This is a genomic window from Rhodoplanes sp. SY1 (assembly GCF_046000175.1).
Classification (GTDB): domain Bacteria; phylum Pseudomonadota; class Alphaproteobacteria; order Rhizobiales; family Xanthobacteraceae; genus Rhodoplanes.
On record NZ_JBEOMB010000021.1, the window covers coordinates 14751 to 39371 of the forward strand.

Consider the following 24621-nt stretch of genomic DNA (forward strand, 5'->3'; position numbering starts at 1 on the left):
GGTCCCGGCTCGCGCTGCACCGCTGCGCGGCGCAGCGCGTCCGGGACGCGAGGCTCGCGGGCGACAGCCCGCGACACGGCATCGCTTGCGCGGCCGGCATCGCGTCGCCATACCGGCGGGGCTTCGCCAAAAGCTCCGCAGAGGTCCCGTGTCCCGGTTTCGCGCTTCCATCGTCGGCCCTGTTCTCACAATCGCACTCGGGCTCGCGGGCGCGCTCGCCGTCGCGATTGCGCTGTGGCAGCTCCTCGCCACCACGACCGGGCTGACGATCGAACGCACAAATGTCGGGGCGACGCCGGTGACGATCTATCGCCAGGCCGGGGCGCCGCCGGCGCCCGTGATCGTCATCGCGCACGGCTTCGCCGGCTCGCAGCAGCTGATGCAGCCCTTCGCCGTGACGCTGGCGCGCAACGGCTACGTCGCCGTGACGTTCGACTTCGCCGGCCACGGGCGCAACGCCGAGAAGCTCGGCGGCGACATCACGAAGGTGAGCGGCACGACCATCCTGCTGGTCGAGGAGGTCGGTCGCGTCGCCGCCTTCGCGAAGGGGCTCGCCGGCGGCGACGGGCGCATCGCACTGCTCGGCCACTCGATGGCGTCCGACATCATCGTGCGGGCCGCGCAGGAGAACCCCGAGATCGCCGCCGTCGTCGCCGTGTCGATGTTCTCGCCGGCGGTGCGGGCCGACAGCCCGAAGAACCTCCTCGTCGTGGTCGGCGACTGGGAGCGGCGGCTGAAGGAGGAGGCGCTGCGCGCCGTCGGCATGGCGGTCGGCGGCCCGGTCGAGGCCGGCGTCACCTATGGGAGCTTTTCCGACGGCACGGCGCGGCGCGCCGCCTTCTCACCGAGCGTCGAGCACATCGCGGTCCTCTACAGCCCGGCGAGCAGCCGCGAGGCGCTGCTCTGGCTCGACCAGGTGTTCCGGCACGCGGGCTCCGGCTTTGTGGACGATCGCGGCGCCTGGATCGGCCTTCTGATCCTCGGCATCGTGCTCTTGGCAAAACCGCTCGCCGGCCTGTTGCCGCGCGTCGCGGCGACGCCGCAGGGCGCCGGCCTGCCGTGGCGGCGGCTGTGGCCCGTCGCCGTGGTGCCGGCGATCGCGACACCGCTGCTGCTGTGGAAGGCGCCGACGAGCTTCCTGCCCGTGCTGGTCGGCGACTATCTCGCCGTGCATTTCGCCGTTTACGGCCTGCTGACGGCGCTGATGCTGGTCGTCGTGAGGCGCTGGTCAGTCCGGGGTCCGGGTGTGCAGACGGCACCCCGAACTGACGGAGGCTTTCATTGGTCCGCCCGCGCCGTCGCCGCCTTCGTGCTCGCCGCCACGCTCGTCACCGCCTATGCGATCGGGGCGCTCGGCGGAGCGATCGACTGGTTCGTGACGTCCTTCGTGCCGGTCGGGCCGCGCTGGCTCCTGGTGCTCGCGCTCGCCGCCGGCACGGTCCCCTACTTCCTCGCCGACGAGTGGGCGACGCGCGGCCCCGGCACCGGGCGCGGCGCCTATGCGGCGACCAAATTTCTGTTCCTTTTGTCGCTCGCCGGCGCGGTCGCGCTGAATCTGCGCGCGCTGTTCTTTCTCATCCTGATCGTGCCCGTGATCCTCGCCTTCTTCGTCGTCTACGGCCTGTTCAGCCGCTGGACCTTTGCGCACACCGGCCACCCGTGGGTCGGCGGTCTCGCCAACGCGCTCGCCTTCGCCTGGGCCATCGCGGTCACGTTCCCGATGCTGGTGAGATAGACGCAGCGACGTCGCACATCGCCGTGTCCCGGACGCGCTGGACCGCAGAACGGTCCAGCGCGAGCCGGGACCCAGGGGCAGCAAGGTCGGCTTCGATGGCGAGGCACGGCCGTGCCGCCCCTGGGCCCCGGCTCTGCGGCGCATCGCGCCTATGGCCGATGCGCCTTGTCCGGGGCACGAGGCCCGTCGCAACCAGAACGTCCCTACCGCGAAAACACCGGCGGCACGGAGAACTCCGCCGCGACCTTGTCGAGCTGGACGATCAAGGCCTCGGGCAGCGGGATGCCGGAGGCCTCGCGCTCGGCCCGGCATTCGCGCCGGCGGTCGCCGGGCAGCCGGATCGCGTCGACGCCCTGCATCCGGCCGGTGGCGCGCAGATCCGCCAGATGCCGGTCGACCTCGCCGACGAACTTGTCCAGCCCGACGAAGCGGGCGACGTCGATCGCCACCACGAACTGGCCCGTGTTGGTGACGCTCGTGTCGTCGGCGTTGAAGTCGACGCAGTCGCGCCCGAACGCGGCCCCGTTGAGCACGCCGGCCAGCACGCCGAGCATCAGCGCCAGACCCGAGCCCTTGTAGCCGCCGATTGGCAGCAGCAGGCCGCGGCCGCTCTGTGCCGGATCCGTGATCGGCTCGCCGGTCTCGCGGTCGATCAGCCAGCCCTCCGGCATCGGCAGGCCCTGCAGCGTGTGCTTCTTGATGGTGCCGTAGGAGACCACCGTGGTAGCCATGTCGAGCACCATCGGCCCCGCCCCGGTCGGCACCCCGATGGCGAGCGGGTTGGTGCCGAGGAGGAGCTCGTTGCCGCCCCACACGGCCATGTGGTTGGCGCTCGCCACCGCCGAGTAGAGGCCGACCATGCCGTGCTGGACCGGCATCTCGGCATAGAGCCCGGCCGAGCCCGCATGGTTGGAGTCGCGCACCCCGACCCAGGCGACGCCGGTCTCGCGGGCGAGCTCGATCGCCGTCGCGGCGGCGCGCTTCACCACCAGATGGCCCATGCCGTTGTCGCCGTCGACCAGCGCGGTCGCCGGCGCGGTGCGCTCGACGCGGATATTGGGCGTGCGGTTGAAGCCGCCCGCCTTCAGGCGGCGGGCGTATTGCGGCAGGCGGAAGACGCCGTGCGCGTCGGCGCCGGTGAGATCCGCCTCGGTCATCAGCGCCGCGACGGTCTCGGCGTCGTCGCGCGGCGCGCCGGCGGCGGCGAGGCAGTCGGCGATCAGGCTCTTCACCGCGGGCGCGGGCGCGCGCCTGACCGACGGCGACGAGGTGGGCTTGTGGGGCGCGTTCATGCGGCGCTCCGCTGCTCGGCCGCACCGGCGAGCGCCAGCGGCCCGCCGCGCAGGATGCGGTCCTTGTCGGCATCCGGGATCGACAGCGCCCGGACCTGACGGACGCATTCGAGCGTGCCCATGTCGTAAGGATAGTCGCTGCCGAGCACCACGCGATGGACGCCCGCCGAGGCGACCAGATACTCAAGCGGCTCCTTGGCATGCAGGATGCTGTCGAACCACAAGGTCTTCAGCGCCGCCTCGGGCGACTCCTTCAGATGCACCTGCGGCTCGGAGCGCACCTGCCAGCCGTGGATCCAGCGGCCGAACTGATACGGCACGAAGCCGCCGCCGTGGACGAACAGGAACCTGATCTTCGGGAAGCGCGAGATCACGCCGCCGAACACCAGCGACGCCGCCGCGATGGTCGAGTCGAGCGGATTGCCGATCAGGTTGGCGAGGTAATACGACTTCAGCCGGTCGCTGCCCGCCACCTGGGTCGGATGGATCATGATGAAGGCGGAGAGCGCGTTCGCGGCCTCCCACAGGGGCTCGAGCGCCGGGTCGTCGAGATTGCGGCCGTTGACGTTGGAGCCGATCTGGGCGCCCTTCAGACCCAGCGTGCGCATCGCCCGCGTCAGCTCGGCGGCGGCGGCTTCGGGCGCCTGCATGGGCAGCGTCGCGATCCCCATGAAGCGGTCGGGATGCGCCTTCACGGTGGCGGCGATCTGGTCGTTCTGCAGCGCAGCGAGCGTGGCGTTCAGCGCACCGTCGATGTTGTAGAGGAAGGTCTGCGGCGTGTTCGACAGCACCTGCATGTCGACCTCGGCCGCGTCCATGTCCTGCAGCCGCGTCTCGAGATTCCAGCCGCCGCGCGGAAACGGACGGTACGGCACGCCGGCAACCTCGAGCACCGAGAAGGCGTCTTCGATCGGCGTGATCTTCGGCGCGACGGCGGGGGCCTCCCTGGCGATCATCCGCATGGTCTCGTCGCTCAGGATGTGAGCGTGCGTGTCGATCGTCTTCGCTGTTGGCATTTTTGTTTCCTCCGAGAGCCGCCTGTCATAGCGGCTGGCGGAGGGACGGACCACCCCTTGTATGACATGTGCCGATGCAAGGCGCGCAGGGCATCCCCTTGCCCCTCATGGTGAGGAGCGGTCCGCAGGACCGCGTCTCGAACCATGAGGCCCGGTATTCGGCCCGGACTGAAAGCCTACCGGCTTCGGAGGCCGCCCTCGCCCTTCGAGACGCGAACCTCCGGTTCGCTCCTCAGGGTGAGGGCGGAGGGAGGGGTGTGACGACGCTCGGCAAGCGTCGCAGCGCGCCAAGATCACCCCGCTTTGCGGGTGGGCGGCATGTCGGGCTCGCTGATCACCAGGCCGGACATCGGCTCGATCCAGGCGAGGTGGCTGACCACGCCCTTCACGCCGGGCGTGTTCTCGGCCAACACCTTGAGGCCCTCGCCCTGCTTCGATTCGGTGATGCTGCCCCACAGTTCGACGATGCCGTCCTTGACCACGACATCGACGAGGGCGACCGGCGCCCAGGGCTGGCGGGCGATCTCGGCCATCACCCGGGTGCGGATCTCGGCGTCGCCGGCGGGGGCGTCCGGCAAGTCGCGGCTGACGCTCGCCAGCGCGTGCAGCAGGTTCGACCGGCTGACAATGCCGACGACCTGTCGGTCGCGCACCACCGGCACGCGCTTCACCCGTTTGCGCTCCATGATCGACACGATGGCGTCGAGCCCGGCCTCCTCGTCGACCGTCACGGGCGAGCGGGTCATCACCTCCTCGACCCGGCGGCCGTGCGAGCGGACATAATCGGTGGCGAGGTTTTGCGGGCCGACCAGGAACTCGAGCCAGCGCGGCCGCTTGCGCGCCGTGCCGGTCTCGGCGCGGCGCAAAAAGTCCCCTTCGGTGACGATCCCGACCAGCACGCCGCCGGCATCGACCACCGGCAACCCGCTGATGCGGTTGTCCAGCATCAGCCGAATCGCCTCCTCGATGGAGGCTTCGGGCTGAATCGTCAGCACCCGGCTCGTCATCACGTCTCGGGCTTTCATCGCGGCCTCTCCTGCTCGGATCGCTCCGGTGCCGCACCGCCCGCCCCTCGGCGGCGCGCCTGGCCGCGATCCGCGGCCGCACCGTGCTCCGAGCCGGCCGAGTATCGGCCCGCCCTCCGGGGGCGGCAATCGAAATCGGCAGCGCGTCGCCGGCACTGATGCCCCATAAGCAACACTGCGTAAGGGCTCCATGACAAGGGCCCTGTAAAGCCAAGGATGTTGCGTCCGGCGGGGGTGTGCTATGCGGTAGATTAGGAGCTGTTCGGTCCAGAGCCGGGGGGAGAACGACATGGAGTCAGCGGTCGCGACACAGGCCGTTTCGGGCGGCGCCCAGACGGGAATGCCGCACTGCGAGGCGACCTCGGCGACGGCGATTCCGTCGTATCTCGACGTGCACTACTGGTGGGCCTATGTGCATCCGAACGCCGTCAAGGTGTTCGAGCGGCAGTGGCTCGCCAATCTGATCCTGTGGGGCAACTACGCCCGGCTGCGCGACGCCGCGCTCGACCTCCTGGGCGATGTTCTGCCCGGCCGCACCCTGCAGGTGGCCTGCGCCTATGGCGACTTCACGCCGCACCTGGTCGACCGGGTGAGCGCCGGCAAGGGCGCGGTCGACATCGTCGACGTGCTGCCCGTCCAGCTCGACAACCTGCGCCGCAAGCTCGCCGCCGACGCGCCGGTGCGGCTCCTGGAGACCGATTCGTCTGCCCTGCCGCTGCCCGACGCGAGCTACGACCGCGTGCTCCTGTTCTTCCTGCTGCACGAGCAGCCGGAGAGCTGGCGCCGCCGCACGCTGGCCGAGGCGGTGCGGGTGCTGAAGCCCGGCGGCCGCCTCGTCATCGTCGACTACGCGAAGCCGCACTGGTGGAACCCGCTGCGCTACGTATTCGCACCGGTGCTGGCGGCGCTCGAGCCGTTCGCGCTCGATCTCTGGCGCGAGGAGGTCTCGGGCTGGATGCCGGCCCTGCCGCCCGACCGGAAAATCGAGCGGCGCTCGTATTTTGGTGGACTTTATCAGGCGCTCGTCGTCGATCGCTGACCATCGTCGCGCCGCCCGCGCATGGCGGACGTGCCCGGAGTTTCAGTCTTGCGTTTTCTCAAGGTGTTGCACGGGGGCCAATGCGATGGTCGATCCCAGGGGGCATGAACTCTTGCGGGATCCCCCACCCGCTTCGAGGTCACTACACATGCAGAGTGCTGCAGTTCGATCGTCGACTTCGGTGCGAATCGAGGCCGGCTCGCCGGTGGACAGTGCGAAAGCTCCCGTCGTCTCCATTCCTTCTTATCTCGAGAAGCATTACTGGTGGGCCTATATTCACCCGAACGCGATCCGTTTCTTCGACCACCAGCCGATCATCAACTTCATCCTGTGGGGCAACTACGCCAAGCTGCGGAACGCCGCGCTCGCCGAGATGGGCGACGCGCTTCCCGGCCAGACCCTGCAGGTGGCCTGCGCCTATGGTGACCTGACGCCGCATCTCGCCGATCGCGTCGCCGCCGGCGGGGGCCGGCTCGACGTCATCGACATCGTGCCGGCGCAGCTGCGCAACGTGCGCCGCAAGCTGAAGGCCGACGCGCCGGTCCGCCTCCTCAACATGGATTCGGCCGACCTGAACTTCCCGGATGCGAGCTACGATCGCGCCATCGTCTACCTGCTGTTCCACGAGCAGCCGGTGGAGCATCGCGAGAAGACGCTGGCCGAGATCTTCCGGGTGGTGAAGCCGGGCGGCAAGGTGGTCATCGTCGACTACGCCAAGCCCGACTGGTGGCACCCGTGGCGCTACTGGTTCAAGCCGGTGCTCGGCTATCTGGAGCCGTTCGCGCTCGACCTGTGGAAGCACAAGCTGACCACCTGGATGCCGGCACCCTGGTCGAAGACCGAGTGGCCGCGCCAGTCCTACTTCGGCGGCCTGTACCAGAAGATCGTGATCACGCGCTGACGGCGGCACTTACCCTCTCCCTGAGGGAGAGGGTCGGGCGCGAGCATAGCTCGCGACCGGGGTGAGGGTTTGGGGCGCTCGTTGGAGAGCTCGGCACCCCCTCACCCGACGCGCTGCGCGCGTCGACCTCTCCCCGCAGGGGAGAGGTGAGCCGAGTGTTGATCTCGTTCAGAGCTGCATCACTGCCCCGGCCAGCCGCTCGACCGCGGCGGCCGGAAATGCGGTCCCCATCGCCTGCGCCAGTGTCTCGATGTTGGCCCGCACCGCGGCCGTCGGCGGCGTGCCGTCGGAGGCGGGCAGCATCGCGGCGAGGCCGAACAGCGCCTCCTGCTCCAGCCGCTCGGCCTCGAGCTCCAGCCGCTTCACCTCGCTCCGGAACGCCTGCGCGGTGGCGGGTTCGACCAGCGGCGGCGCGTCCTTCAGGCGCCGCCGGACCAGGCGCAACGGCACCACCACGTCGCGCGCCCAGCCGGCCGCAGCGTCGAGAACACGCCGCATCTCGGCCGCGTCGAGCCGGCGCCCCTGGGTGCCGAGCCACATCGCGAACAGCAGCACGTTGACGTCGACGCCGTGGCCGTCCTGCAGCGCGAGGCAGGCCTCGGCGACGCCGGGCTTTCGGTAGGTCGCGAGCGAGAACCGCCAGAACGGGGAGCCATTCTCTTCCGGCGCGTCCATGCGGTTGGCGCTCACCGCTCGCGCGACGACAGCACCGTCGCGAGCGCGTTGGCCGAGTAGTCGGCGAGCCCGCGCGGCTCCATGTGATAGGCGACGCGCAGAAAATCCTTCACGGCGACCAGCGACGGCGCCGCCCGCGACGTGACGGTCGCCAGCACTTTTTCCAGAGTCGCATCGAGATCGGCTTCCGGCACGACCGTGCTGACGAGCCCGATCTGCAGGGCCTGCGCGGCCGTCAGCTCCTCGAGGGCGAGAACCATCCAGGCGAGCGCCTTCTTCGACACGTTCGGCACCACGGCCGACATGGCGAGCGTCGGCGGCAGATTGTGCTCCATCTCGGGCAGCTTGAAGCGCGCCGTGTCGGCCGCGATGGAAATGTCGCAGGCCGACGTGACGGCCGAGCCGAAGCCGTGCGCGGCGCCGTGCACGAGCGCGATGACGGGCTGCGGCGCCGCCTCGATCGCAGCATAGGCGGCGAGGATCGGCTCCAGCGTCGAGGTGCGCAGCGCCAGCGCGTTCGGGGCGCCCGATCCGTCGCGCGGATCGCGGCCGCGGCAGAAGTCCGGCCCGTTCGCCCGGATCACGATCGCCTTGGCATCGGTCGCCGAAGCCTCCCTGATCGCGGACGTGAGCTCGCGCACCTGCGCGATGGTGAGGAGGTTCTTCTCCTCCGGCCGGTCGATCACCAGGGTCACGACGGCGCCGGCGCGCGACGATCTGATCACATTGGTCATGGGGGGTCCTGCAGTGTGCCGTGTCGTCAGGTTTCTCCCACGGCCTCCGGTCCCGCACCGGATCGGCTCGGGGCACTCACCCCCTCCCTGAGGGAGAGGGTCGGGGCGCGCGACAGCGCGCACCGGGGTGAGGGTTTAGGGCGCCCGTTGGAGAGCTCGGCACCCCCTCACCCGACGCGCTCCGCGCGTCGACCTCTCCCCGCAGGGGAGAGGTGAAAACAAGAAAGCCGCGAGCGCGCGGATGCGCCTCACCGTCCCGCCGCGTAGCCCTGCATGCCGCGGGCGTTGGCGGCGGCGCGGCGGCGCCAGCCGTCGCGCGAGGCCGCGGTGAGGCGGCCCTCCGACCACGAAGGCCCGACCTCGACGACATGGCCGCGGGCGGCGAGATCGCGCCGCGCCTCCTCCGACACGCGGTCCTCGACGACCAGCACGCCGGGGCGCGCCGTGCGCGGCCAGAACGAGATGGGGAAATGCTCGGAGTGCCAGGCCGGCGCGTCGATCGCCTCCTGCAGGTTCATGCCGGCATGGACGTGGCGCAGGAAGAGCTGCAGGTTCCACTGGTCCTGCTGGTCGCCGCCCGGCGTGCCCCAGGCGAGATACGGCTCGCCGTCGCGCAGCGCCAGCGTCGGCGACAGCGTGGTGCGGGGCCGCTTCCCGGGCGCGAGCGCCGCCGGGTGCCCCTCCTCCAGCCAGAACATCTGGGCGCGCGTGCCGAGGCAGAAGCCGAGCTCCGGGATGATCGGCGACGACTGCAGCCAGCCGCCCGAGGGCGTCGCCGAGATCATGTTGCCGTCGCGGTCGATGATGTCGAAATGCACCGTGTCGCCGCGCACCTCGCCGGGCTTCGCTGCGATCTTGCCGACCGTCGGCTCGCCGGCGCCGGCCGCGACCGGCACCTCGCCGGCACGGCGCAACTTCACATCGCCGCCGAAGCCCTCGACCGAGCCGGGCCGCAGCTCCAGCGACGCCGCGTCGCCGACGAGCTTGCGGCGCGCGTCGTTGTAGGCGTCCGACAGCAGCACATCCATCGGCACCTTCACGACGTCCGGATCGCCGTAGAACTTCTCGCGGTCCGCATAGGCGAGCTTGGCGCATTCGACCACGGTGTGGATGAACTGCGCACCGGCGACGTCCAGCCCGTCGAGCTGGAAGCCTTTGAGGAGCGCGAGCTGCTGGAGCAGCACCGGCCCCTGCGACCACGGCCCCGCCTTGCAGACCGTGTAGCGCCCGTAGTCGTAGGTGAGCGGCGCCTCGACGCGCGGCCTGAAGGTCGCCATGTCGTGGCCGGTGAGGATGCCGCGATGCGCCCCGCCCGACGTGTCCATCACCTTCTGGGTGCGGCAGAAGCGGTCGATCGCGTCGGCGACGAAGCCCTCCGACCACGCTTTCCGGGCCCGCGCGATCTCCTGTTCACGTCCGCCACCGCCGCTTTCCGCCTCGCGCAGGATGCGCGCATAGGTGTCGGCGAGGCCACGGTTCACGAACAGGCTGCCGGTCTCCGGCACCTTGCCGCCGGGGAGCCAGACGGCCGCCGAGGTCGGCCAGTGCTGGCGGAACAGCGTCTCCACCGAGCAGATGGTCGCATGGGCGCGCTCGACCAGCGGGTGGCCCTCGCGGGCGTAATAGATGGCGGGCGCGAGCACGTCGGCCGGACGCAGCGTGCCGTACTCGGCGAGCAGCATCATCCAGGTCTCGAACGTGCCCGGCACGCAGGCGGCCAGAAGGCCGGTGCCCGGCACCATGTCGAGGCCGAGGCCGCGATAGTATCCGATGGTGGCGCCGGCCGGGGCCGGGCCCTGGCCGCAGATCACCTCGGGGCGCCCCTTGCGCACGTCGTAGAGCACGATCGGCACGTCGCCGCCGGCGCCGTTGAGATGCGGCTCCACCACCTGCAGCGTGAATGCGGTGGCGACCGCCGCGTCGAAGGCGTTGCCGCCCTTCTCCAGGATCGACATGCCGACCGCGGTCGCGATCCAGTGCGTCGAGGTGACGACGCCGAACGAGCCTTCGATCTCGGGACGGGTGGTGAAGGGATTGGGATTGACGTTGCTCATTACCGTTTCGGGGTGGGGACGCGGGGCGGCCATTCGGCGGTCCGACGCCGGCTTTGTCAACGGACCCGAAACGAAAAAAGCGGCCGGTTTGGCCGGCCGCTCCTCGATCTCCTGCGCCACGGCAGGACGCGGGCACGCCCGCGCCGCCGGAGACCGTCCCGCCTCATGCGGCCCGCACCATCGACAGGAACGTCTCGATCTCGGTCTTCAGGCGGTTGCTCTCGCCGGCCAGCGACTGGGCCGAGGAGAGGACCTGCGAGGCGGCCGCGCCGGTCTCGCCTGCGCCGAGATTCACCTGCGAGATGTTGTCGGCCACCTGGGTGGTGCCCTGCGCGGCCTGCTGGACGTTGCGGGCAATCTCGTGCGTCGCCGCCCCCTGCTCTTCCACGGCCGCCGCGATGCTGCCGGAGATGTCGGAGATCCGCTTGATGGTGCCGCCGATCTCCTTGATCGCGCCGACCGCAACCTGGGTCGCCGACTGCATGCCGGCGATCTGGGCCGAGATGTCGCCGGTCGCCTTGCCGGTTTGGGCGGCGAGCGCCTTGACCTCCTGGGCGACGACCGCGAAGCCCTTGCCGGCCTCGCCGGCGCGGGCCGCCTCGATCGTGGCGTTGAGCGCGAGGAGATTGGTCTGCTCGGCGATCGCCGTGATCAGCTTGATCACGTCGCCGATGCGGTTCGCCGCCTGCGACAGCTCGTTGATCTGATCGTCGGTCCGTTGCGCCTGCTGGACGGCCTCACCGGCGATGCGGGCGGATTCGGCGACCTGGCGGCTGATCTCGCCGACCGACGACGACATCTGATTGGTGGCGGAGGCGACCGACTGCACGTTGGCCGAAGTCTCCTCCGAGGCGGTCGCGACCGTCGTCGACAGGGTCTGAGTGGTCTCCGCGGTCTTGCTCAACGTCACCGCCGCCCCCTCGAGATGCGACGACGCCGTGGAGACGGTCCGGACGATCTCGCCGACCGCCGCGTCGAACCGATCGGCGAGGCCGAGCATGGCCTGCTTGCGCTCGACGGCCACGCGCTCGTCGCGCTCGCGCTGCTGCTTGGCGAGCGCCGCCATCCGCTCGGCATTGGCCGCGAAGGCGCGGGCGATGTCGCCGATCTCGTCCTTGCGCTCGCCGCCCGGGACGACGGGCGACTCGCCCGCCGGAACAGACTGCACGGCACGGCTGATCGCCACCATCGGCTGCACCATGCCCTTGTTGAGCAGCATCAGGAAGCCGCCGACCATCGCCAGAATCACGACGGCGCCGCCGATCATCGTGACCCGGGCCAGCTCGGCCGCTGCTGCCGCCGCACCGCTGCGCTCCTTCAGGAGATTCAGCTCGATGTCGGAGATCTCCTTCGCCTTCGCCCGGATCCCGTCCATCGCGGTCTTGCCGGCGCCGGACAGCTCGATCTGACGCGCCTCGTCGAGCTTGGCGGGGTTCTGCAGGATCGACTGGACGCGATCCGACACCGCCTGCTTCCAGGACTGGACCATCCGGTCGACGTCGTCGAACCGGCGCTGCTGGGCCGGATTGTCGGCGGTGAGCTGGCGCACCTCGGCCAGGGCCTTGGCGTAGGTGGTCTCGCCGTTGCGCAGCGGCTCGAGGAAGCGCGCGTCACCGGACAGCAGATAACCACGAACCCCGGTCTCGCGATCGACCATGGCGGCGACCAGAGTGTCGACTCGCATCAGGACCTTGTAGGTGTGCTCGGTCATCTGGGCAGCAGATTCGAGCCGGCCGGTGACGACCCAGCTGATCCCGCTGATGGCGAAGCTGACAGCGAGCAGACAGACGAAAGCGATCGAGATCTTCCGCAGCGTCCCGAGGTCGCTGAAGCGCCGAATCATGTCCTGGTCCTTGATCGTATCGAGAGGAAGGCGCGGGGGTGCGCACGCGCTGGCACGCGTAAAACCTGCGACGGTTTTGGAGAAATTCGCCTCGGCCCGATTAAGAACTCGTGTATGGGCGAGCGTCCCACCTTCGGTGTTTTGCTTATTTTTTCCGGAGCGGATCGGCTCCTGAAAGCCGGTCGACGTGATTTGTCGGCCCTCCGCTAGCCCTTTCTGGCTATGGATCGATGGTCGTCCGACCAGAAGCGGCTATTCTGGTCGGCCGCCGGCGCCGCCGGTGATCACACGCGCCGCCATCCGAAAGGCCGTGGCCGTTGCGCTTCTGGATCGGCCCCGTCCTCACACCTCCGCCATCGGGCCGTGCGCGTGCTTCTCGATGGTGCGGGAGGGGGTGCCGCCGCGATGGTTCACGCCCATCGGGATCCAGGTGCAGACCTTCGACGGGTCGGCCCAGACGGTGGCGACCGCGCTCGGCACGAAGAACTCCGAGAAGATCATGTCCTCGGTCTCGCCGCCCTTCACCCAGTGCGGCTCACGGTCATGATAATAGACGACGTCGCCGGTCCTCACCTTCATCTCCTGGTCCTCGCCCGCGTAGCAGGTCCCCTGCCCGGCCAGGAAATACATGAAATGCGCGCCGCCCTCGTGATGGTGCACCGGGCAGGTGGTGCCCGGCGGATAGATGATCATCTCGCCGCGGATCGCCCGCACGCCGAACATCTTCGGCGTGACGATGTAGATGCGCTTGCGGGCGTCGTGCTCGGACTTCAGGAGCGGCTCCTCGCGCCAGTCGACGAGCCGAAACGGCGGTGCGTTCGCCAGCACGGCCGGGTCGAGCGTGCCGACGTCCGGCACCAAGGCGAACAGCAGCGTCGCACCGCCGTCGCTGTCGAGCGTGCCCGACAGGCCGGGCGGCAGCAGACCGATATGGGTCGGCAGCACGGTGGCATCGCCGCCCGCCATGCGCAGCGTCGCGGTGCCGTCGATCATCTGGAACCAGCCGAGGGCATCGGGCGCGATGTCGAACGTCACGGCGGCGCCGGGCGCTAGCACGATGCGGTCGAGCTCGAACAGCACGCCCGGCACCCGCGCCGCATCGAGCAGCCGCTGCCGCGTCACGCCATCGGCCAGCGCCTCGGCCGCGACCTCGCTCTCGTTGAAATGGATCGCCATGGTGGTTCTCCTTGCGGCGGTGTCCCGCACCGAACGACATTGATCACTTCATAGGAGCGCACTGCTCGCGCCCCGCCCTCCGCTCATCCCCGCGAAGGCGGGGATCCAGAGCCCCGTGCCGTGCCGCCCCTGGGTCCCCGCTTTCGCGGGGACGAGCGGAGCGCATGACCAACTGCATCACCCGGAACAGATTACTCCTGGAAGGCCTGCTCGCGGCCCGCCCGGATCGCCGGCAGGGCGACGATCAACAGGAGAATCGCGGCGCAAATCAGGAGGCCGAGCGAGATCGGCCGATCGACGAAGATCATCGGGTCGCCGCCGGAGACGCGCAGCGCGCGGCGCAGGTTCTCCTCCATCAGCGGGCCGAGCACGAAGCCGAGTATCAGCGGCGCCGGCTCGCAGGAGAGCCGCTGGAACACGAATCCGACGACCCCGAAGATCGCCGCCATGATCACGGCCGCGGCGCTGTTGCTCACCGTATAGACGCCGATCGCGCAGAACAGCAGGATGGCGAGATAGAGGAACCGGTAGGGCACCTTCAGGAGCTGCACCCAGAAGCCGATCAGCGGCAGGTTGATGATGACCAGCATCAGGTTGCCGATCCACATCGAGGCGACCATGCCCCAGAACATCTGCGGCCGCTCGGTCATGATCTGCGGCCCCGGCTGGATGCCGTGGATCATCAGCGCACCGATCATCAGCGCCATCACCGGATTGCCGGGGATGCCAAGCGTCAGCATCGGGATGAACGAGCTCTGCGCGCCGGCGTTGTTGGCGGCCTCCGGGGCCGCGACGCCCTCGATGGCGCCGCGCCCGAACATCGCCGGCCGGTCGGAGACGCGCTTCTCCAGCGCGTAGGCCGCGAAGGCCGACAGGGTCGCGCCGCCCCCGGGCAGCACGCCGAGCACGGCGCCGAGCGAGGTGCCGCGCAGCACCGCTGGCCAGCCGCGGGCGAAGTCGTCGCGCGTCGGCCACAGCCGGGTGATGCGCCTGGTGACGACGTCGCGGGCGGAGTCGTCGCGCCCGGCGAGGTTCGCCATGATCTCGCTGATGCCGAACAGGCCGATGGCCAGCGTGGCGACGTCGAGCCCGTCGGCGAGCTCGTTGAGCCCGAAGGTGAAGCGCTGGCCGCCGGTGTTGCCGTCGGTGCCGATCAGCCCGAGCAGCAGGCCGAGCACGATCATGGCGATCGCCTTGATCACCGAGCCGTGCGCCAACACCACGGCGGCGATCAACCCGAGCAGCATCAGCGAGAAGTATTCGGGCGAGCCGAAGGACTGGCCGAGCAGCGCGAGCGGCGGCGCGAAGCCGGCGATCAGCGCGGTCGCGACGCAGCCGGCGAAGAACGAGGCGAGCGCCGCGGCGGCGAGCGCCGCGCCGGCGCGGCCCTGGATCGCCATCTGGTGGCCATCGATCGTGGTGACGACCGACGAGGTCTCGCCGGGCAGGTTGATCAGGATCGCCGAGGTCGAGCCGCCGTACTGGGCGCCGTAGAAGATGCCGGCCAGCATGATCAGGCCGGCGGTCGGCTCGAGATGGAAGGTGAGCGGCAGCAGCATCGCGATGGTGGCGATCGGCCCGATCCCGGGCAGCACGCCGATCAGCGTGCCGATCATCGCGCCGATGAAGGCGAACAGCATGTTCCACGGCGTCAGCGCCACCGAGAAGCCGAGCGCCAGGTTGGACAGCAGCTCCATGGCGACCTACCACACGGGCCAGACCGGGATCGTCAGCCCCAGCCCGGCGATGAACACGGCCCATGCGAGGCCGACGAGGAACAGCGCGGCCAGAACGGCCTCGGCGACGCGCAGGCCGCGCCCGGCCAGTGTCCCGATGGCGACCAGGAGCAGGATCGAGACGACGAGCCCGAGCCGCTCCAGCGAGAGGCCGAACACCACCAGCGCGACGAAGACCAGAATGACGGGGCGCGCCGCCTCGCGACCGATCGGGGCCTCGCTGCGCTCCGCGCCGGCCGCCGTGAAGCCCCGGACCGCGACGACGGCGCCGAGGCCGAGCAGGATCCAGCACAGGAGGCGCGGCATGTAGCCCGTGCCCATCCGGCGCGCGGTGCCGATCGGATAATCCTGCGACAGCCACAGGCCGAAGCCGGCGATCGCGACGAACAGGAGGCCCGCCAGCACGTCGCGGTGGATCAGCCGCCGCCACGGCCGCGTCATCGGGAAGCCGGACGAGTCGGTCATGGGCGGTACCGAACCGATGTTCCGCTCGTCCCCGCGAAGGCGGGGACCCAGGGCGACCCGACGTGTGGCCCTGGAGTCCCGCCTTCGCGGGAATGAGCGGAGAATGAGGCAAGCCTTCTCAGACAATGCCCTGGAGCCATGGAGTCCGGGCTCGCCGCTTCGCGGCGCCCCGGAATGACGAAGTTCTGAACCGCCGCCGTCATCGCGCCGGGATCACCGGCAGCAGCAGGAACGACTCCTTGTCGCCACCGGAATAGATGGTGTTGGTGCCGGTGTTGTAGTCGGCGTGATAATGCGTGTAGTGCACGCTCCCCACGCCGTCGCGCGGCTGGATGTCGAGACGCAGGCGGTGGCCTTTGCGGAACACCATCGAGGTCGGCCAGATCTCGACCTCGACCTTCACGATCTCGCCGGGCGCCAGATAGAGCCGCCGCGCGTGCTTGTGATAAGGCCGCCACGGCTTCGTCAGCTCCGGATCGAGCTCGCGATGCGAGACGCGCAGCCAGCCCTTGGCGATCGGCACCTGCTGGCCCTGCTGGCCGATCTCCCAGACGTCGTTGCCGTCCGGATCGATATCGCGGATCGTCAGGAACAGATCCATGTCCTCGGTGGCGCTCGACACCCAGAGCGTCGCGGCGACCGGCCCGGTGATCTCGGTGTCCTGATCGAAGGGCGCGGTGTCGAGCGAGATCCCCATCCCGGCCTGCATGGCGCCGGACGCGAGAAACGTCGACGAGGCCGAGGCCGAGCCGCCCTTCGACGCGCCGCTCGCGTTGTAGGTGCGCGACGAGGTGACGGCGGGGTTCTCCGGCACCAGCGCGCCACGGTTGGCCGGCGCTCCCGGCGCGGGGGCCGAGAGGTCGAGATGCATCCTGGTCCACTGCGTGCGGGCGAGCGGCCATTCGTGCTCGTCGCGCCAGACGCCCTCGCCGTTGCCGTGGCGGACGAACAGCCGCACCGGCGGCTCGTCCATCACGCCGTTGTCGACACCCTTGAGGAAATGATCGAGGAAGCGGAGCTGCTCGTTTCGCGCGGCCTCCGTGTAGAAGGGATGCACATGCGTGCCGGAATGCATGCGCAGCTTCTTGTGCTTCGACGCGGCCCGCATGAAGCCTTCGGTGTTGCCGCGCAGATGCAGCCCCATGCCGGACCAGTTGCCGACCGAAAACAGCGGCACCGTGATCCTGTCCCACTGCGCCTGCTCGCCCGCGAAGGCGCCGGTGTCGAGATTGTGCCGCACCCAGCGCCACAGCGTGTCGGCCGTGAAGGTGTCGGGATTGTCGCGATAGGCGCGGCCGATCAGATGATGGCAGAGGTGGGTGACGAACCAGTTGGTCATGAACTGGTTGAGGATGCCGCCGTGGAACAGCGCGTCGCGATAGAGATCGGCGAAGCCCTCCCACGGGACGATCGCGGCGAGCGCCGGCGGCTGATGGTTGGCGACGAACCACTGGTTGATGGCGAAATAGGAGATGCCGATCAGCCCGACCTTGCCGTTGCACCAGGGCTGCGCCGCCGCCCACGCGATGGCGTCGCAATAGTCGAGCGACTCCTGCAGCGACCACGGCTCGGTGCGGCCCGGCGATTTGCCGGTGCCGCGCGCGTCGACCCGCACGCAGGCATAGCCGCGCGGCACCCACCATTCGGGATTGACCGTCTCCCAGTTCATCAGCGGGTTCGGCTTCTCCTCCAGATTGTCCGGCGGGATCCAGACCTTGTCCTTCTGATAAGGACCGAGATTGAGGAGCGCCGGCACCCGCGTGTCGGCGGCAGGCCGCAGCACGTCGGCCTTCAGGCGCGAGCCGTCGCGGGTCGGCACGTCGACGTCGCGCTCGACCACGATGCCGCTGCTCGCCCCGCCGGCAGGTCCGGCGCCGCCGGCCGTCTCGCTCTTCACGTCCAGCACCGAAAGACTCCATGTCATTTTGATCCGAGCCACGTCGAACCGAGGACAGCAGATCGAATTCGAGAGAAGCGGGTTGTTCTCACCTCTCCCCGCTGCGCGGGGAGAGGTCGACGGTCGCGCGTTCAGCGCGGATGTCGGCTGAGGAGGCGTCTCGTGGATACGGAAGCGCCCCCTCACCCGACTCGGACCTTCGGTCCGAGCCACCCTCTCCCCGCGCAGCGGGGAGAGGGAACACCGGAGGCTGCGCGCCGCCCCTATTTATTCGGCGAGCTCGATCTTCACCTCGTCGGCGATCGTCTTCCAGGTCTTCATCTCGCCGGCCAGCCAGGTCTTCGCCTCGGCGACCGACGGGCTCGGCACGACGTTGAAGTTCTGCTTCTTGAACGCTTCCTGGACGGCCGGCGCCTGCATGGCCTTGACCGCGGCCTTGTACAGCGTCTCCAGCACTTCGGGCGGCGTGCCGGCGGGCGCGAACAGGCCTTGCCAGGCGATGGTGCCGACGCCCTTGTAGCCGAGCTCGTCCATGGTCGGGACGTCCGGATAGTCCGGCAGCCGCGCGTGATTGACGAGCGCGAACGGCCGCAGATTGCCGGCCTTGATCATCGGCGCCGTGGAGGCGACGTTGAGGAAGGCGAACTGCGCGTCGCCCGACACCAAGTCGTTGATCACGCCCGACGCGCCCGCCTTGTTGTGGATCGCCACCATGTCGAGATCGCCGGCACGCTTGGCGAACAAGGCGGCGTCGTAATGCGGATAGCTACCGACGCCGACCGAGCCGTAGCGCACCTTGCCGGGGTTCTTCTTGGCGTGGTCGACCAGCTCCTTGACGTTCTTCGGCGGGAAGTCCTTGGTGGTGGCGACCATGAACTCCGGGATGTCGACCAGGCGCGTGACCGGAACGACGTCCTTGACGTAGTCGATCTTGAACTTCTTCGGGAACAGCACGGGCGTGATGGCGTTCGTCGAGACGTTGCCGACCATCAGCGTGTAGCCGTCGGGCTTCGCCCGCGCCATCTCTTCGATGGCGATGATGCCGAACGCGCCGGGCTTGTTCTCCACCACGAAGGACTGACCCAGATCCTGGCGCATGTGCTCGCCGATCAGCCGCGCCACGATGTCGGTGGCGCCGCCCGGCGCGTAGGGAACGATGATCTTGACCGGCTTGGACGGAAACTTGTCCTGCGCGGCCGCGGTCGTCGCGACGACGAGGCTTCCCGCCACGCCGCCGGTCACGGCCAGGCAGACGGCCGCCGCCAGGCTCAGCACGCTCTTCCTCATGCTCTCCTCCTCGGGATGCGTCCGTCGATTTTTCGGGGGCTGACGGATCGTTGCTTCGCTTCATGAAACGTCTCGGCCGCGCAGCGCGGCGGCGCGATCGACGGGCGCCCTCGGCGCGGGCGCGGCGCCTCACGGGCGCCGCGCGGAGCCCAATGCCGTCACGCCTTGATGCCGTGCAGCGAGTGCGAGGCGTCCTTGACGGTGAAGAACAGCACATCGCCGGCCTCGGTGGCGCCGCCCGAGTGGATCGTGCCGGCCGGGATGTAGACGAGCGAGCCCGGCCCGGCCTCGACCGGCCGGTCGCCGATCGTCGCTCGGAACGTGCCCTCGAGGATGTAGATCCATTGCTCGTTGGGATGCGAATGCGGCTCGGCGCCGGTGCCGGCCGGCATGCGCATCAGCCCGACGATCATGCGGTCGCCCTCGACGCAGGCGCCGTTGGCGGTCGAATAGTCGGGACCGCCGAGGATGTGGTTGACCTTGGCGAGCTCGAACACGTACTCGCCCGGGGCGGCCCGCTTGGCGCCCGGCGTCCGCGCCGCGCCGTGTTCGCTCACGGTGGGATCGCTCGCGCGCGGGTCTCTCGCAGCCGCGGCCGGCTCGCTCATGCGTCTCTCCCTGGTCGATTCTTGTTGTCCGTGTCGCGGTCGTGTCGCCGCGTCGGTTGGAGCGAGCTTCGGCGGGCGCTCCTCAGTTTGTCAATTGCGAAACCCGCGGCACTGCGAAGCGGGTTCCGCATGCCGACGTGGGTGACAGGCCGCGGCCGCGAGCCGCCGGCGTTCCGCGATGCTTCGTATAACAAGCCTGTGCGGGGACCTCTCGCACCGCACAACGAAACGGACCTCTCCGCCGGCGCGCGCCGCCGGATCCGGTGCGCGAGGCGTTTCGTCCCGCCCACGCGCGCGTCGTCCCGCTTGCGCGAGCGCGGGCGGCGCGGCAGCATGCGGCGCCTTCTTCCCCCGCGCCCTTCCGTTTCGCGGCACGACACGACGCCGGCCCGCCTCGCGCGGCCCGCGGTCGCCGCCGCGGCGGACGGCGCCAACCCCCGAGGAGAACCACGGTGGAGATCGGATTCGTCGGTCTCGGCGACATGGGGTCCCTGATCGTGCCGCGCCTGATGGCGGCCGGTCACCGGGTCACCGGCTGGAACCGCACCAGATCGAAGGCCGAGCCGCTGATCGCGGCCGGGATGGCGTTCGCCGAGACGCCGCGCAAGGCGGCCGCCAACGCCGACATCGTCTTCTCGATCGTGACCGACGGCGCCGCCGTCGAGCAGGTCGCGCTCGGGCCGGACGGCATTCTCGCCGGCCTGCGCGAAGGCGGCATCTATGCCGACATGAGCACCATCGCGCCGCATGTCAGCCGCGGCGTCGCGGAGAAGTTCGCCGCCGCCGGCCGGGTGATGCTCGACGCGCCGATCTCCGGCAGCCCGGTCACCATCCAGGCCGGCCAGGCCTCGGTGATGGTCGGCGGCGACGAGGCGGCTTACGAGACGATCACGCCGGTGCTGCTCGCCATCGGGCCGAAGGTGATGCGTGTGGGCGGCAACGGGCTGGCCTGCCAGATGAAGATCGCCGTCAACCTGCTTCTGATGGTCGAGGTGATCTGCTTCGGCGAATCGGTGGCGCTCGCCGAGAAGGGCGGGGTCGATCGCGCGATCGCGGTCGAGGCGATCCTCAAGAGCGTCGCGGCGTCGCCGGTGCTCGGCTATCGCGGCCCCTTCATCCTGGAGGGCAAGATGCCGGCCAAGCCTCTCGCCGACGTGACGCTGCAGCAGAAGGACATGATGCTGGCGCTCGATCTCGGCCGCCGGCTCGGCAGCCCGGTGCCGCTCGCCGCCGCCGCCAACGAGATGATGAACGCCTGCCGCGGACTCGGCATCGACCACCGCGATTTCGTCGCCGCCCACGAGGTCTACCGGCGGCTGGGAGGACAGTCATGAGCAAGATGTTCCGCACCACCATGGACGCGGTGCCGCTGGTCGAGGGCCTCAAGCGCGACGACGGCTGGATCGACATGCAGGTCCAGTTCCTGATCGACAAGAAGTCGGCCGGCGCCGACCACGTCGTCGGCTGGACCGTGTTGAAGCCGGGCGCCAGCCACGAGGCCCACCTGCATCGCAACTGCGACGAGTTCTTCATCGTGCTGGAGGGCGAAGGCCACATCATCACCGGGGACGGCCTCGAGCCGTCCAAGAAGGGCGACGTCGTCTACTCGCCGCGCGGCTGCTGGCACGGCTTCAACAACACGTCCGACAAGGACGTCGTGCTGGTGTGGGGCTGGATGGGCGCCGGCTCGATCGCCGACTCGGGCTACGAGACGCCGGAGAGCAGCACGGAGGGCAAGCGATGAGCGGTCCGCTCGACGACCCACGGCTCGCCCGCGGCATGGCGGCCCAGATGGAGCTGCGCCGCGGCGCGCTCGCCGGCGGCGCCCGGCCGATCGGCTGGAAGGTCGGCTTCGGCGCGCCGGCCGGCCTCGCCAAGCTGAAGATCACCGCCCCGATCGTCGGCTTCCTGCTCGATCGCAACGTCGTCGCCTCGGGCGGGACGGTGGCGATCTCGCGTTTCACCATGCCGGTCGCCGAGCCGGAGATCGCCGTCGAGATCGGCACCGACCTGCCCGGCGGCGGCGACGAGGCGGCGGCGGCGGCCGCGATCGCGGCGCTCGGTCCCGCCATCGAGCTCGCCGACTTCTCGCCGCTCGACGACCCGGAGCCGATCCTCTCCGGCAACATCTTTCACCGGCACGTGATCTTCGGCCCGCGCATGCCCCGGCCGAGCGGCGACACGACCGGTCTCGTCTCCACCGTGCTGCGCGACGGTACGTCAGTGCCGACTCCGGACGACGTGACCGCCAACACGGGCGGGCTCGTGCGGATCGTGCGCCACGTCGCCGATACGCTGGCGGCGCTCGGCGAAACGCTGCGGGCCGGCGACGTGATCATCGCCGGTTCGATCACGCCGCCCCTGATGCTCGGCGCGGAGGATCGCCTGCTGGCGCACCGTCTGGCGCCGATCGGCGAGGTGACGGTCCGGTTCTCCTGATCCGCGCCCCGCTTGCCCGTCGCCGGTCCGGCGGCGGGCATACTTGGCCACCGTGCAGGAGACGGAGGCGCCGTAATACCCCTTATACGTTGTCGTTATGATCGATCGCCTCGGGCACGCGAAAGTTGCGTGACTCCGAAAATTTCGCGAGAACCCTGAAATTCGAAAGAGTTGCACGTCCCGATAAGGACTCGTCCGACTATAGGGCATTCCCCTTTCTTGATACGCCAGCCGCAGTGAACGTTTATTGCGTGCCGCGTGTTCTCGTTGCGGCCGCGCCTCACTGCACCTCTCTGCACCTGTCACTGCACTGGCGGATCCGGATCAGGAGAATCCCATGACTGCACTCGTGCGCAGCAACCCCAGAGGGCACTGGGCCCTCTGGGTCTTGATCGTCTTGGTAGGCACCATCTCGCTCGGAATGGTCGCCCTCAACCGAGGCGAGAGCATCAATGCCGCTTGGCTGGTGGTGGCCGCCGTCTGCGTCTACCTGATCGCCTACCGGTTCTACGGCCTGTTCATCGCCGAGAAGGTGCTGAAGGTCGACCCCGCGCGGCCGACCCCGGCGCAGCGCCACAACGACGGGCTCGACTACGTCCCGACCAACAAGTACGTGCTGTTCGGGCACCACTTCGCCGCCATCGCCGGCGCCGGCCCGCTGGTCGGCCCGGTGCTCGCGGCGCAGATGGGCTATCTGCCCGGCACGCTGTGGATCCTGGCCGGCGTCGTGTTCGCCGGCGCCGTGCAGGACATGATCGTGCTGTTCATGTCGACGCGGCGTGACGGCCGCTCGCTCGGCGACATGATTCGCGCCGAGATGGGCCCGGTCGCCGGCGGCATCGCGCTGGTCGGCGTGCTCCTGATCATGATCATCCTGCTGGCCGTGCTGGCCCTGGTGGTCGTCAAGGCGCTGGTCGGCAGCCCGTGGGGCACCTTCGCGGTGGTCGCGACCATCCCGATCGCCATGCTGATGGGCGTCTACACCCGGTTCATCCGGGTCGGCCGCATCATGGAGATGTCGATCATCGGCTTCGTGCTGCTGATGACCGCGCTGATCTTCGGCAAGACCGTCTCCGAGACGCCCTCGCTCGCCGTCCTGTTCGACTGGAAGGGCGAGACGCTGGCCCTCGCCATCATCGGCTACGGCTTCGTCGCCTCGGTGCTGCCGGTGTGGCTGCTGCTCGCACCGCGCGACTATCTCTCGACCTTCCTCAAGATCGGCACCATCTGCCTGCTGGCGATCGGCATCATCGTCGTCCAGCCCGAGCTGAAGATGCCGGCCTTCACGAAGTTCATCGACGGCACCGGGCCGGTATGGGCCGGCAGCCTGTTCCCGTTCCTGTTCATCACCATCGCGTGCGGCGCGGTCTCGGGCTTCCACTCGCTGATCTCGTCGGGCACCACGCCCAAGATGATCGAGAACGAGGATCAGATCCGCCTGATCGGCTACGGCGGCATGCTGATGGAGTCGTTCGTCGCCATCATGGCGCTGATCGCCGCGACCGTCATCGAGCCCGGCGTCTACTTCGCCATGAACAGCCCGGCCGGCGTGATCGGCACCACGGTCGAGAAGGCCTCGCAGGTCATCTCCACCTGGGGCTTCCTGGTGACGCCCGAGATGCTCAGCCAGATGGCGACCGACGTCGGCGAGCACACGATCCTGTCGCGCGCCGGCGGCGCGCCCACCCTCGCCGTCGGCATGGCCCACATCCTGTCCGGCCTGATCGGCGGCAAGACCATGATGGGCCTGTGGTATCACTTCGCCATCCTGTTCGAGGCCCTGTTCATCCTGACGACGGTCGACGCCGGCACCCGGGTCGCCCGCTTCATGATCCAGGACCTCGTGGGCAGCGTGATCCCGCCGTTCAAGAACACCGAGTCGTGGGTCAACAACCTGATCGGCTCGGCCCTGTCGGTGACCTGCTGGGGCTACTTCCTGTACCAGGGCGTCGTCGACCCGCTCGGCGGCATCAACACCCTGTGGCCGCTGTTCGGCATCTCCAACCAGATGCTGGCCGGCATCGCCCTGATCCTGTGCACCACCGTCCTGTTCAAGATGAAGCAGGAGCGGTACGCCTGGGTCACGCTGCTGCCCACCACCTGGCTGCTCGCCTGCACCCTGACGGCCGGCCTGCAGAAGATCTTCCATCCGAGCCCGCGCATCGGCTTCCTGGCCCACGCCCAGGTGTTCGGCGATGCGCTCGCCCAGGGCAAGGTGCTGGCTCCGGCCAAGAACCTCGAGGAGATGAGCCGGGTGGTCTTCAACGACTACATCAACACGGCGCTCTCGGCGGCCTTCGTCGCCGTGGTCCTGTCGATGCTGGTGTTCGGCTTCATCAGCATTCGCAAGGCGCTGGCGAGCTCGCGGGTCACCACCGCGGAGGTCGGAGGCGTCAGTGGCACCGCGCGGGCGGCCCATGCCTGAGCCGGGCCCCAGCACGCTCGGTCTCGCCGGGTGGGCCGTTCGCACGGCCCGCCTGATGGTCGGGGTGCCCGACTACGACACCTATGTGGAGCACCGCAAGGTGACCCACCCGGACGAGCCGGTCATGACCTGGGAGGAGTTCTTCCGGGAACGGCAGGACGCTCGGTACGGGTTCGGCAAGAACGGCCGGTTCCGCTGCTGCTAGGCCGGCGCGGAGCCGGGCGGGATGCGAAGGGGCGGCCCACGGGCCGCCCCTTTCGTTTGGCGCACGCCA

At 69.4% G+C, this 24621-nt stretch carries 21 protein-coding genes; 8 read left to right on the top strand and 13 right to left on the bottom strand.

The features are described from left to right. The first annotated feature begins 148 nt into the window (after positions 1 to 148). Positions 149 to 1735: an alpha/beta hydrolase gene (locus tag ABTU92_RS07630; protein ID WP_408089236.1), complete on the top strand. Its 1587-nt coding sequence runs from the start codon at positions 149 to 151 to the stop codon at positions 1733 to 1735. Positions 1736 to 1938: 203 nt separating this feature from the next. On the opposite strand, the gene ABTU92_RS07635 is transcribed toward ABTU92_RS07630, so the two are convergent. From ABTU92_RS07635 to ABTU92_RS07645, 3 genes are all read right to left on the bottom strand, one after another. Continuing rightward, entirely contained in the window at positions 1939 to 3027 is a 1089-nt protein-coding gene (locus ABTU92_RS07635) for an Ldh family oxidoreductase (protein WP_408089238.1), read from the bottom strand. After that, entirely contained in the window at positions 3024 to 4043 is a 1020-nt protein-coding gene (locus tag ABTU92_RS07640; protein WP_408089240.1) for an amidohydrolase family protein, read from the bottom strand. Before ABTU92_RS07640 ends, ABTU92_RS07635 begins: the two co-directional genes overlap by 4 nt. 293 nt (positions 4044 to 4336) lie before the next feature. Beyond that, positions 4337 to 5068, bottom strand: coding sequence for a CBS domain-containing protein (locus tag ABTU92_RS07645; RefSeq protein ID WP_408089242.1), 732 nt, complete (start codon positions 5066 to 5068; stop codon positions 4337 to 4339). Between the two features lie 289 nt (positions 5069 to 5357). Here ABTU92_RS07645 and rquA (ABTU92_RS07650) point away from each other — a divergent pair, with 289 nt between their 5' ends. Continuing rightward, positions 5358 to 6107 (top strand): rhodoquinone biosynthesis methyltransferase RquA, encoded by a 750-nt coding sequence (gene rquA, locus ABTU92_RS07650; protein WP_408089244.1) that lies wholly within the window; start codon positions 5358 to 5360, stop codon positions 6105 to 6107. 205 nt (positions 6108 to 6312) lie between these two features. Then, on the top strand, positions 6313 to 7008 hold the full coding sequence (gene rquA, locus ABTU92_RS07655) for a rhodoquinone biosynthesis methyltransferase RquA (RefSeq protein ID WP_408089246.1): 696 nt from the start codon (positions 6313 to 6315) through the stop codon (positions 7006 to 7008). A gap of 168 nt (positions 7009 to 7176) precedes the next feature. Here rquA (ABTU92_RS07655) and ABTU92_RS07660 read toward each other — a convergent pair whose 3' ends face one another. From ABTU92_RS07660 to ABTU92_RS07705, 10 genes are all read right to left on the bottom strand, one after another. Beyond that, positions 7177 to 7683, bottom strand: a complete 507-nt coding sequence (locus ABTU92_RS07660) for a TIGR02444 family protein (protein WP_408089247.1) — start codon at positions 7681 to 7683, stop codon at positions 7177 to 7179. A gap of 11 nt (positions 7684 to 7694) precedes the next feature. Further along, positions 7695 to 8417 carry an enoyl-CoA hydratase/isomerase family protein gene (locus ABTU92_RS07665; RefSeq protein WP_408089249.1) on the bottom strand — a complete coding sequence of 241 codons (723 nt, stop codon included), beginning with the start codon at positions 8415 to 8417 and terminating at the stop codon, positions 7695 to 7697. 248 nt (positions 8418 to 8665) lie between these two features. Further along, positions 8666 to 10471, bottom strand: a complete 1806-nt coding sequence (locus ABTU92_RS07670) for a gamma-glutamyltransferase family protein (protein WP_408089251.1) — start codon at positions 10469 to 10471, stop codon at positions 8666 to 8668. Between the two features lie 163 nt (positions 10472 to 10634). After that, a complete protein-coding gene (locus ABTU92_RS07675; protein ID WP_408089253.1) occupies positions 10635 to 12314 on the bottom strand; it encodes a methyl-accepting chemotaxis protein in 1680 nt (559 codons plus the stop codon). Between the two features lie 342 nt (positions 12315 to 12656). Continuing rightward, on the bottom strand, positions 12657 to 13490 hold the full coding sequence (locus ABTU92_RS07680; protein ID WP_408089255.1) for a cupin domain-containing protein: 834 nt from the start codon (positions 13488 to 13490) through the stop codon (positions 12657 to 12659). Positions 13491 to 13681: 191 nt separating this feature from the next. Beyond that, complete coding sequence (locus ABTU92_RS07685; RefSeq protein ID WP_408089256.1) at positions 13682 to 15187, bottom strand: tripartite tricarboxylate transporter permease; 1506 nt, start codon at positions 15185 to 15187, stop codon at positions 13682 to 13684. Between the two features lie 6 nt (positions 15188 to 15193). Then, positions 15194 to 15691, bottom strand: coding sequence for a tripartite tricarboxylate transporter TctB family protein (locus tag ABTU92_RS07690; protein WP_408089258.1), 498 nt, complete (start codon positions 15689 to 15691; stop codon positions 15194 to 15196). A 199-nt stretch (positions 15692 to 15890) separates the two neighbouring features. Next, positions 15891 to 17615, bottom strand: coding sequence for a CocE/NonD family hydrolase (locus ABTU92_RS07695; RefSeq protein ID WP_408089260.1), 1725 nt, complete (start codon positions 17613 to 17615; stop codon positions 15891 to 15893). A 240-nt stretch (positions 17616 to 17855) separates the two neighbouring features. Next, complete coding sequence (locus ABTU92_RS07700; RefSeq protein ID WP_408089262.1) at positions 17856 to 18875, bottom strand: Bug family tripartite tricarboxylate transporter substrate binding protein; 1020 nt, start codon at positions 18873 to 18875, stop codon at positions 17856 to 17858. A gap of 158 nt (positions 18876 to 19033) precedes the next feature. Beyond that, entirely contained in the window at positions 19034 to 19483 is a 450-nt protein-coding gene (locus tag ABTU92_RS07705; protein WP_408089264.1) for a cupin domain-containing protein, read from the bottom strand. A gap of 452 nt (positions 19484 to 19935) precedes the next feature. Between ABTU92_RS07705 and ABTU92_RS07710 the strand changes: the two genes are divergently transcribed. The 5 genes from ABTU92_RS07710 to ABTU92_RS07730 all read left to right on the top strand — a co-directional run bounded on the left by ABTU92_RS07710 (position 19936) and on the right by ABTU92_RS07730 (position 24552). Further along, positions 19936 to 20817 carry an NAD(P)-dependent oxidoreductase gene (locus tag ABTU92_RS07710; RefSeq protein WP_408089266.1) on the top strand — a complete coding sequence of 294 codons (882 nt, stop codon included), beginning with the start codon at positions 19936 to 19938 and terminating at the stop codon, positions 20815 to 20817. After that, positions 20814 to 21227: a cupin domain-containing protein gene (locus ABTU92_RS07715; protein ID WP_408089268.1), complete on the top strand. Its 414-nt coding sequence runs from the start codon at positions 20814 to 20816 to the stop codon at positions 21225 to 21227. The genes ABTU92_RS07710 and ABTU92_RS07715 overlap by 4 nt, the downstream gene beginning before the upstream one ends. Then, positions 21224 to 21922, top strand: coding sequence for a 2-keto-4-pentenoate hydratase (locus tag ABTU92_RS07720; RefSeq protein ID WP_408089270.1), 699 nt, complete (start codon positions 21224 to 21226; stop codon positions 21920 to 21922). The genes ABTU92_RS07715 and ABTU92_RS07720 overlap by 4 nt, the downstream gene beginning before the upstream one ends. Positions 21923 to 22259: 337 nt before the next feature. Next, positions 22260 to 24347, top strand: coding sequence for a carbon starvation CstA family protein (locus tag ABTU92_RS07725; RefSeq protein ID WP_408089272.1), 2088 nt, complete (start codon positions 22260 to 22262; stop codon positions 24345 to 24347). Then, positions 24340 to 24552: a YbdD/YjiX family protein gene (locus ABTU92_RS07730; protein ID WP_111359116.1), complete on the top strand. Its 213-nt coding sequence runs from the start codon at positions 24340 to 24342 to the stop codon at positions 24550 to 24552. Before ABTU92_RS07725 ends, ABTU92_RS07730 begins: the two co-directional genes overlap by 8 nt. Positions 24553 to 24621: the final 69 nt, after the last annotated feature.

Excerpts from the sequence above, each read along its gene's own strand:
- ABTU92_RS07705 (WP_408089264.1), bottom strand. The coding sequence starts at position 19,483 with ATGAGCGAGCCGGCCGCGGCTGCGAGAGACCCGCGCGCGAGCGATCCC.
- ABTU92_RS07690 (WP_408089258.1), bottom strand. The coding sequence starts at position 15,691 with ATGACCGACTCGTCCGGCTTCCCGATGACGCGGCCGTGGCGGCGGCTG.
- rquA (WP_408089244.1), top strand. The coding sequence starts at position 5,358 with ATGGAGTCAGCGGTCGCGACACAGGCCGTTTCGGGCGGCGCCCAGACG.
- ABTU92_RS07665 (WP_408089249.1), bottom strand. The coding sequence starts at position 8,417 with ATGACCAATGTGATCAGATCGTCGCGCGCCGGCGCCGTCGTGACCCTG.
- ABTU92_RS07725 (WP_408089272.1), top strand. The coding sequence starts at position 22,260 with ATGACTGCACTCGTGCGCAGCAACCCCAGAGGGCACTGGGCCCTCTGG.
- ABTU92_RS07715 (WP_408089268.1), top strand. The coding sequence starts at position 20,814 with ATGAGCAAGATGTTCCGCACCACCATGGACGCGGTGCCGCTGGTCGAG.
- ABTU92_RS07675 (WP_408089253.1), bottom strand. The coding sequence starts at position 12,314 with ATGATTCGGCGCTTCAGCGACCTCGGGACGCTGCGGAAGATCTCGATC.
- ABTU92_RS07685 (WP_408089256.1), bottom strand. The coding sequence starts at position 15,187 with ATGGAGCTGCTGTCCAACCTGGCGCTCGGCTTCTCGGTGGCGCTGACG.
- ABTU92_RS07720 (WP_408089270.1), top strand. The coding sequence starts at position 21,224 with ATGAGCGGTCCGCTCGACGACCCACGGCTCGCCCGCGGCATGGCGGCC.
- ABTU92_RS07660 (WP_408089247.1), bottom strand. The coding sequence starts at position 7,683 with ATGGACGCGCCGGAAGAGAATGGCTCCCCGTTCTGGCGGTTCTCGCTC.
- ABTU92_RS07645 (WP_408089242.1), bottom strand. The coding sequence starts at position 5,068 with ATGAAAGCCCGAGACGTGATGACGAGCCGGGTGCTGACGATTCAGCCC.
- ABTU92_RS07635 (WP_408089238.1), bottom strand. The coding sequence starts at position 3,027 with ATGAACGCGCCCCACAAGCCCACCTCGTCGCCGTCGGTCAGGCGCGCG.
- ABTU92_RS07695 (WP_408089260.1), bottom strand. The coding sequence starts at position 17,615 with ATGACATGGAGTCTTTCGGTGCTGGACGTGAAGAGCGAGACGGCCGGC.
- ABTU92_RS07700 (WP_408089262.1), bottom strand. The coding sequence starts at position 18,875 with ATGAGGAAGAGCGTGCTGAGCCTGGCGGCGGCCGTCTGCCTGGCCGTG.
- ABTU92_RS07670 (WP_408089251.1), bottom strand. The coding sequence starts at position 10,471 with ATGAGCAACGTCAATCCCAATCCCTTCACCACCCGTCCCGAGATCGAA.
- ABTU92_RS07680 (WP_408089255.1), bottom strand. The coding sequence starts at position 13,490 with ATGGCGATCCATTTCAACGAGAGCGAGGTCGCGGCCGAGGCGCTGGCC.
- ABTU92_RS07730 (WP_111359116.1), top strand. The coding sequence starts at position 24,340 with ATGCCTGAGCCGGGCCCCAGCACGCTCGGTCTCGCCGGGTGGGCCGTT.
- ABTU92_RS07640 (WP_408089240.1), bottom strand. The coding sequence starts at position 4,043 with ATGCCAACAGCGAAGACGATCGACACGCACGCTCACATCCTGAGCGAC.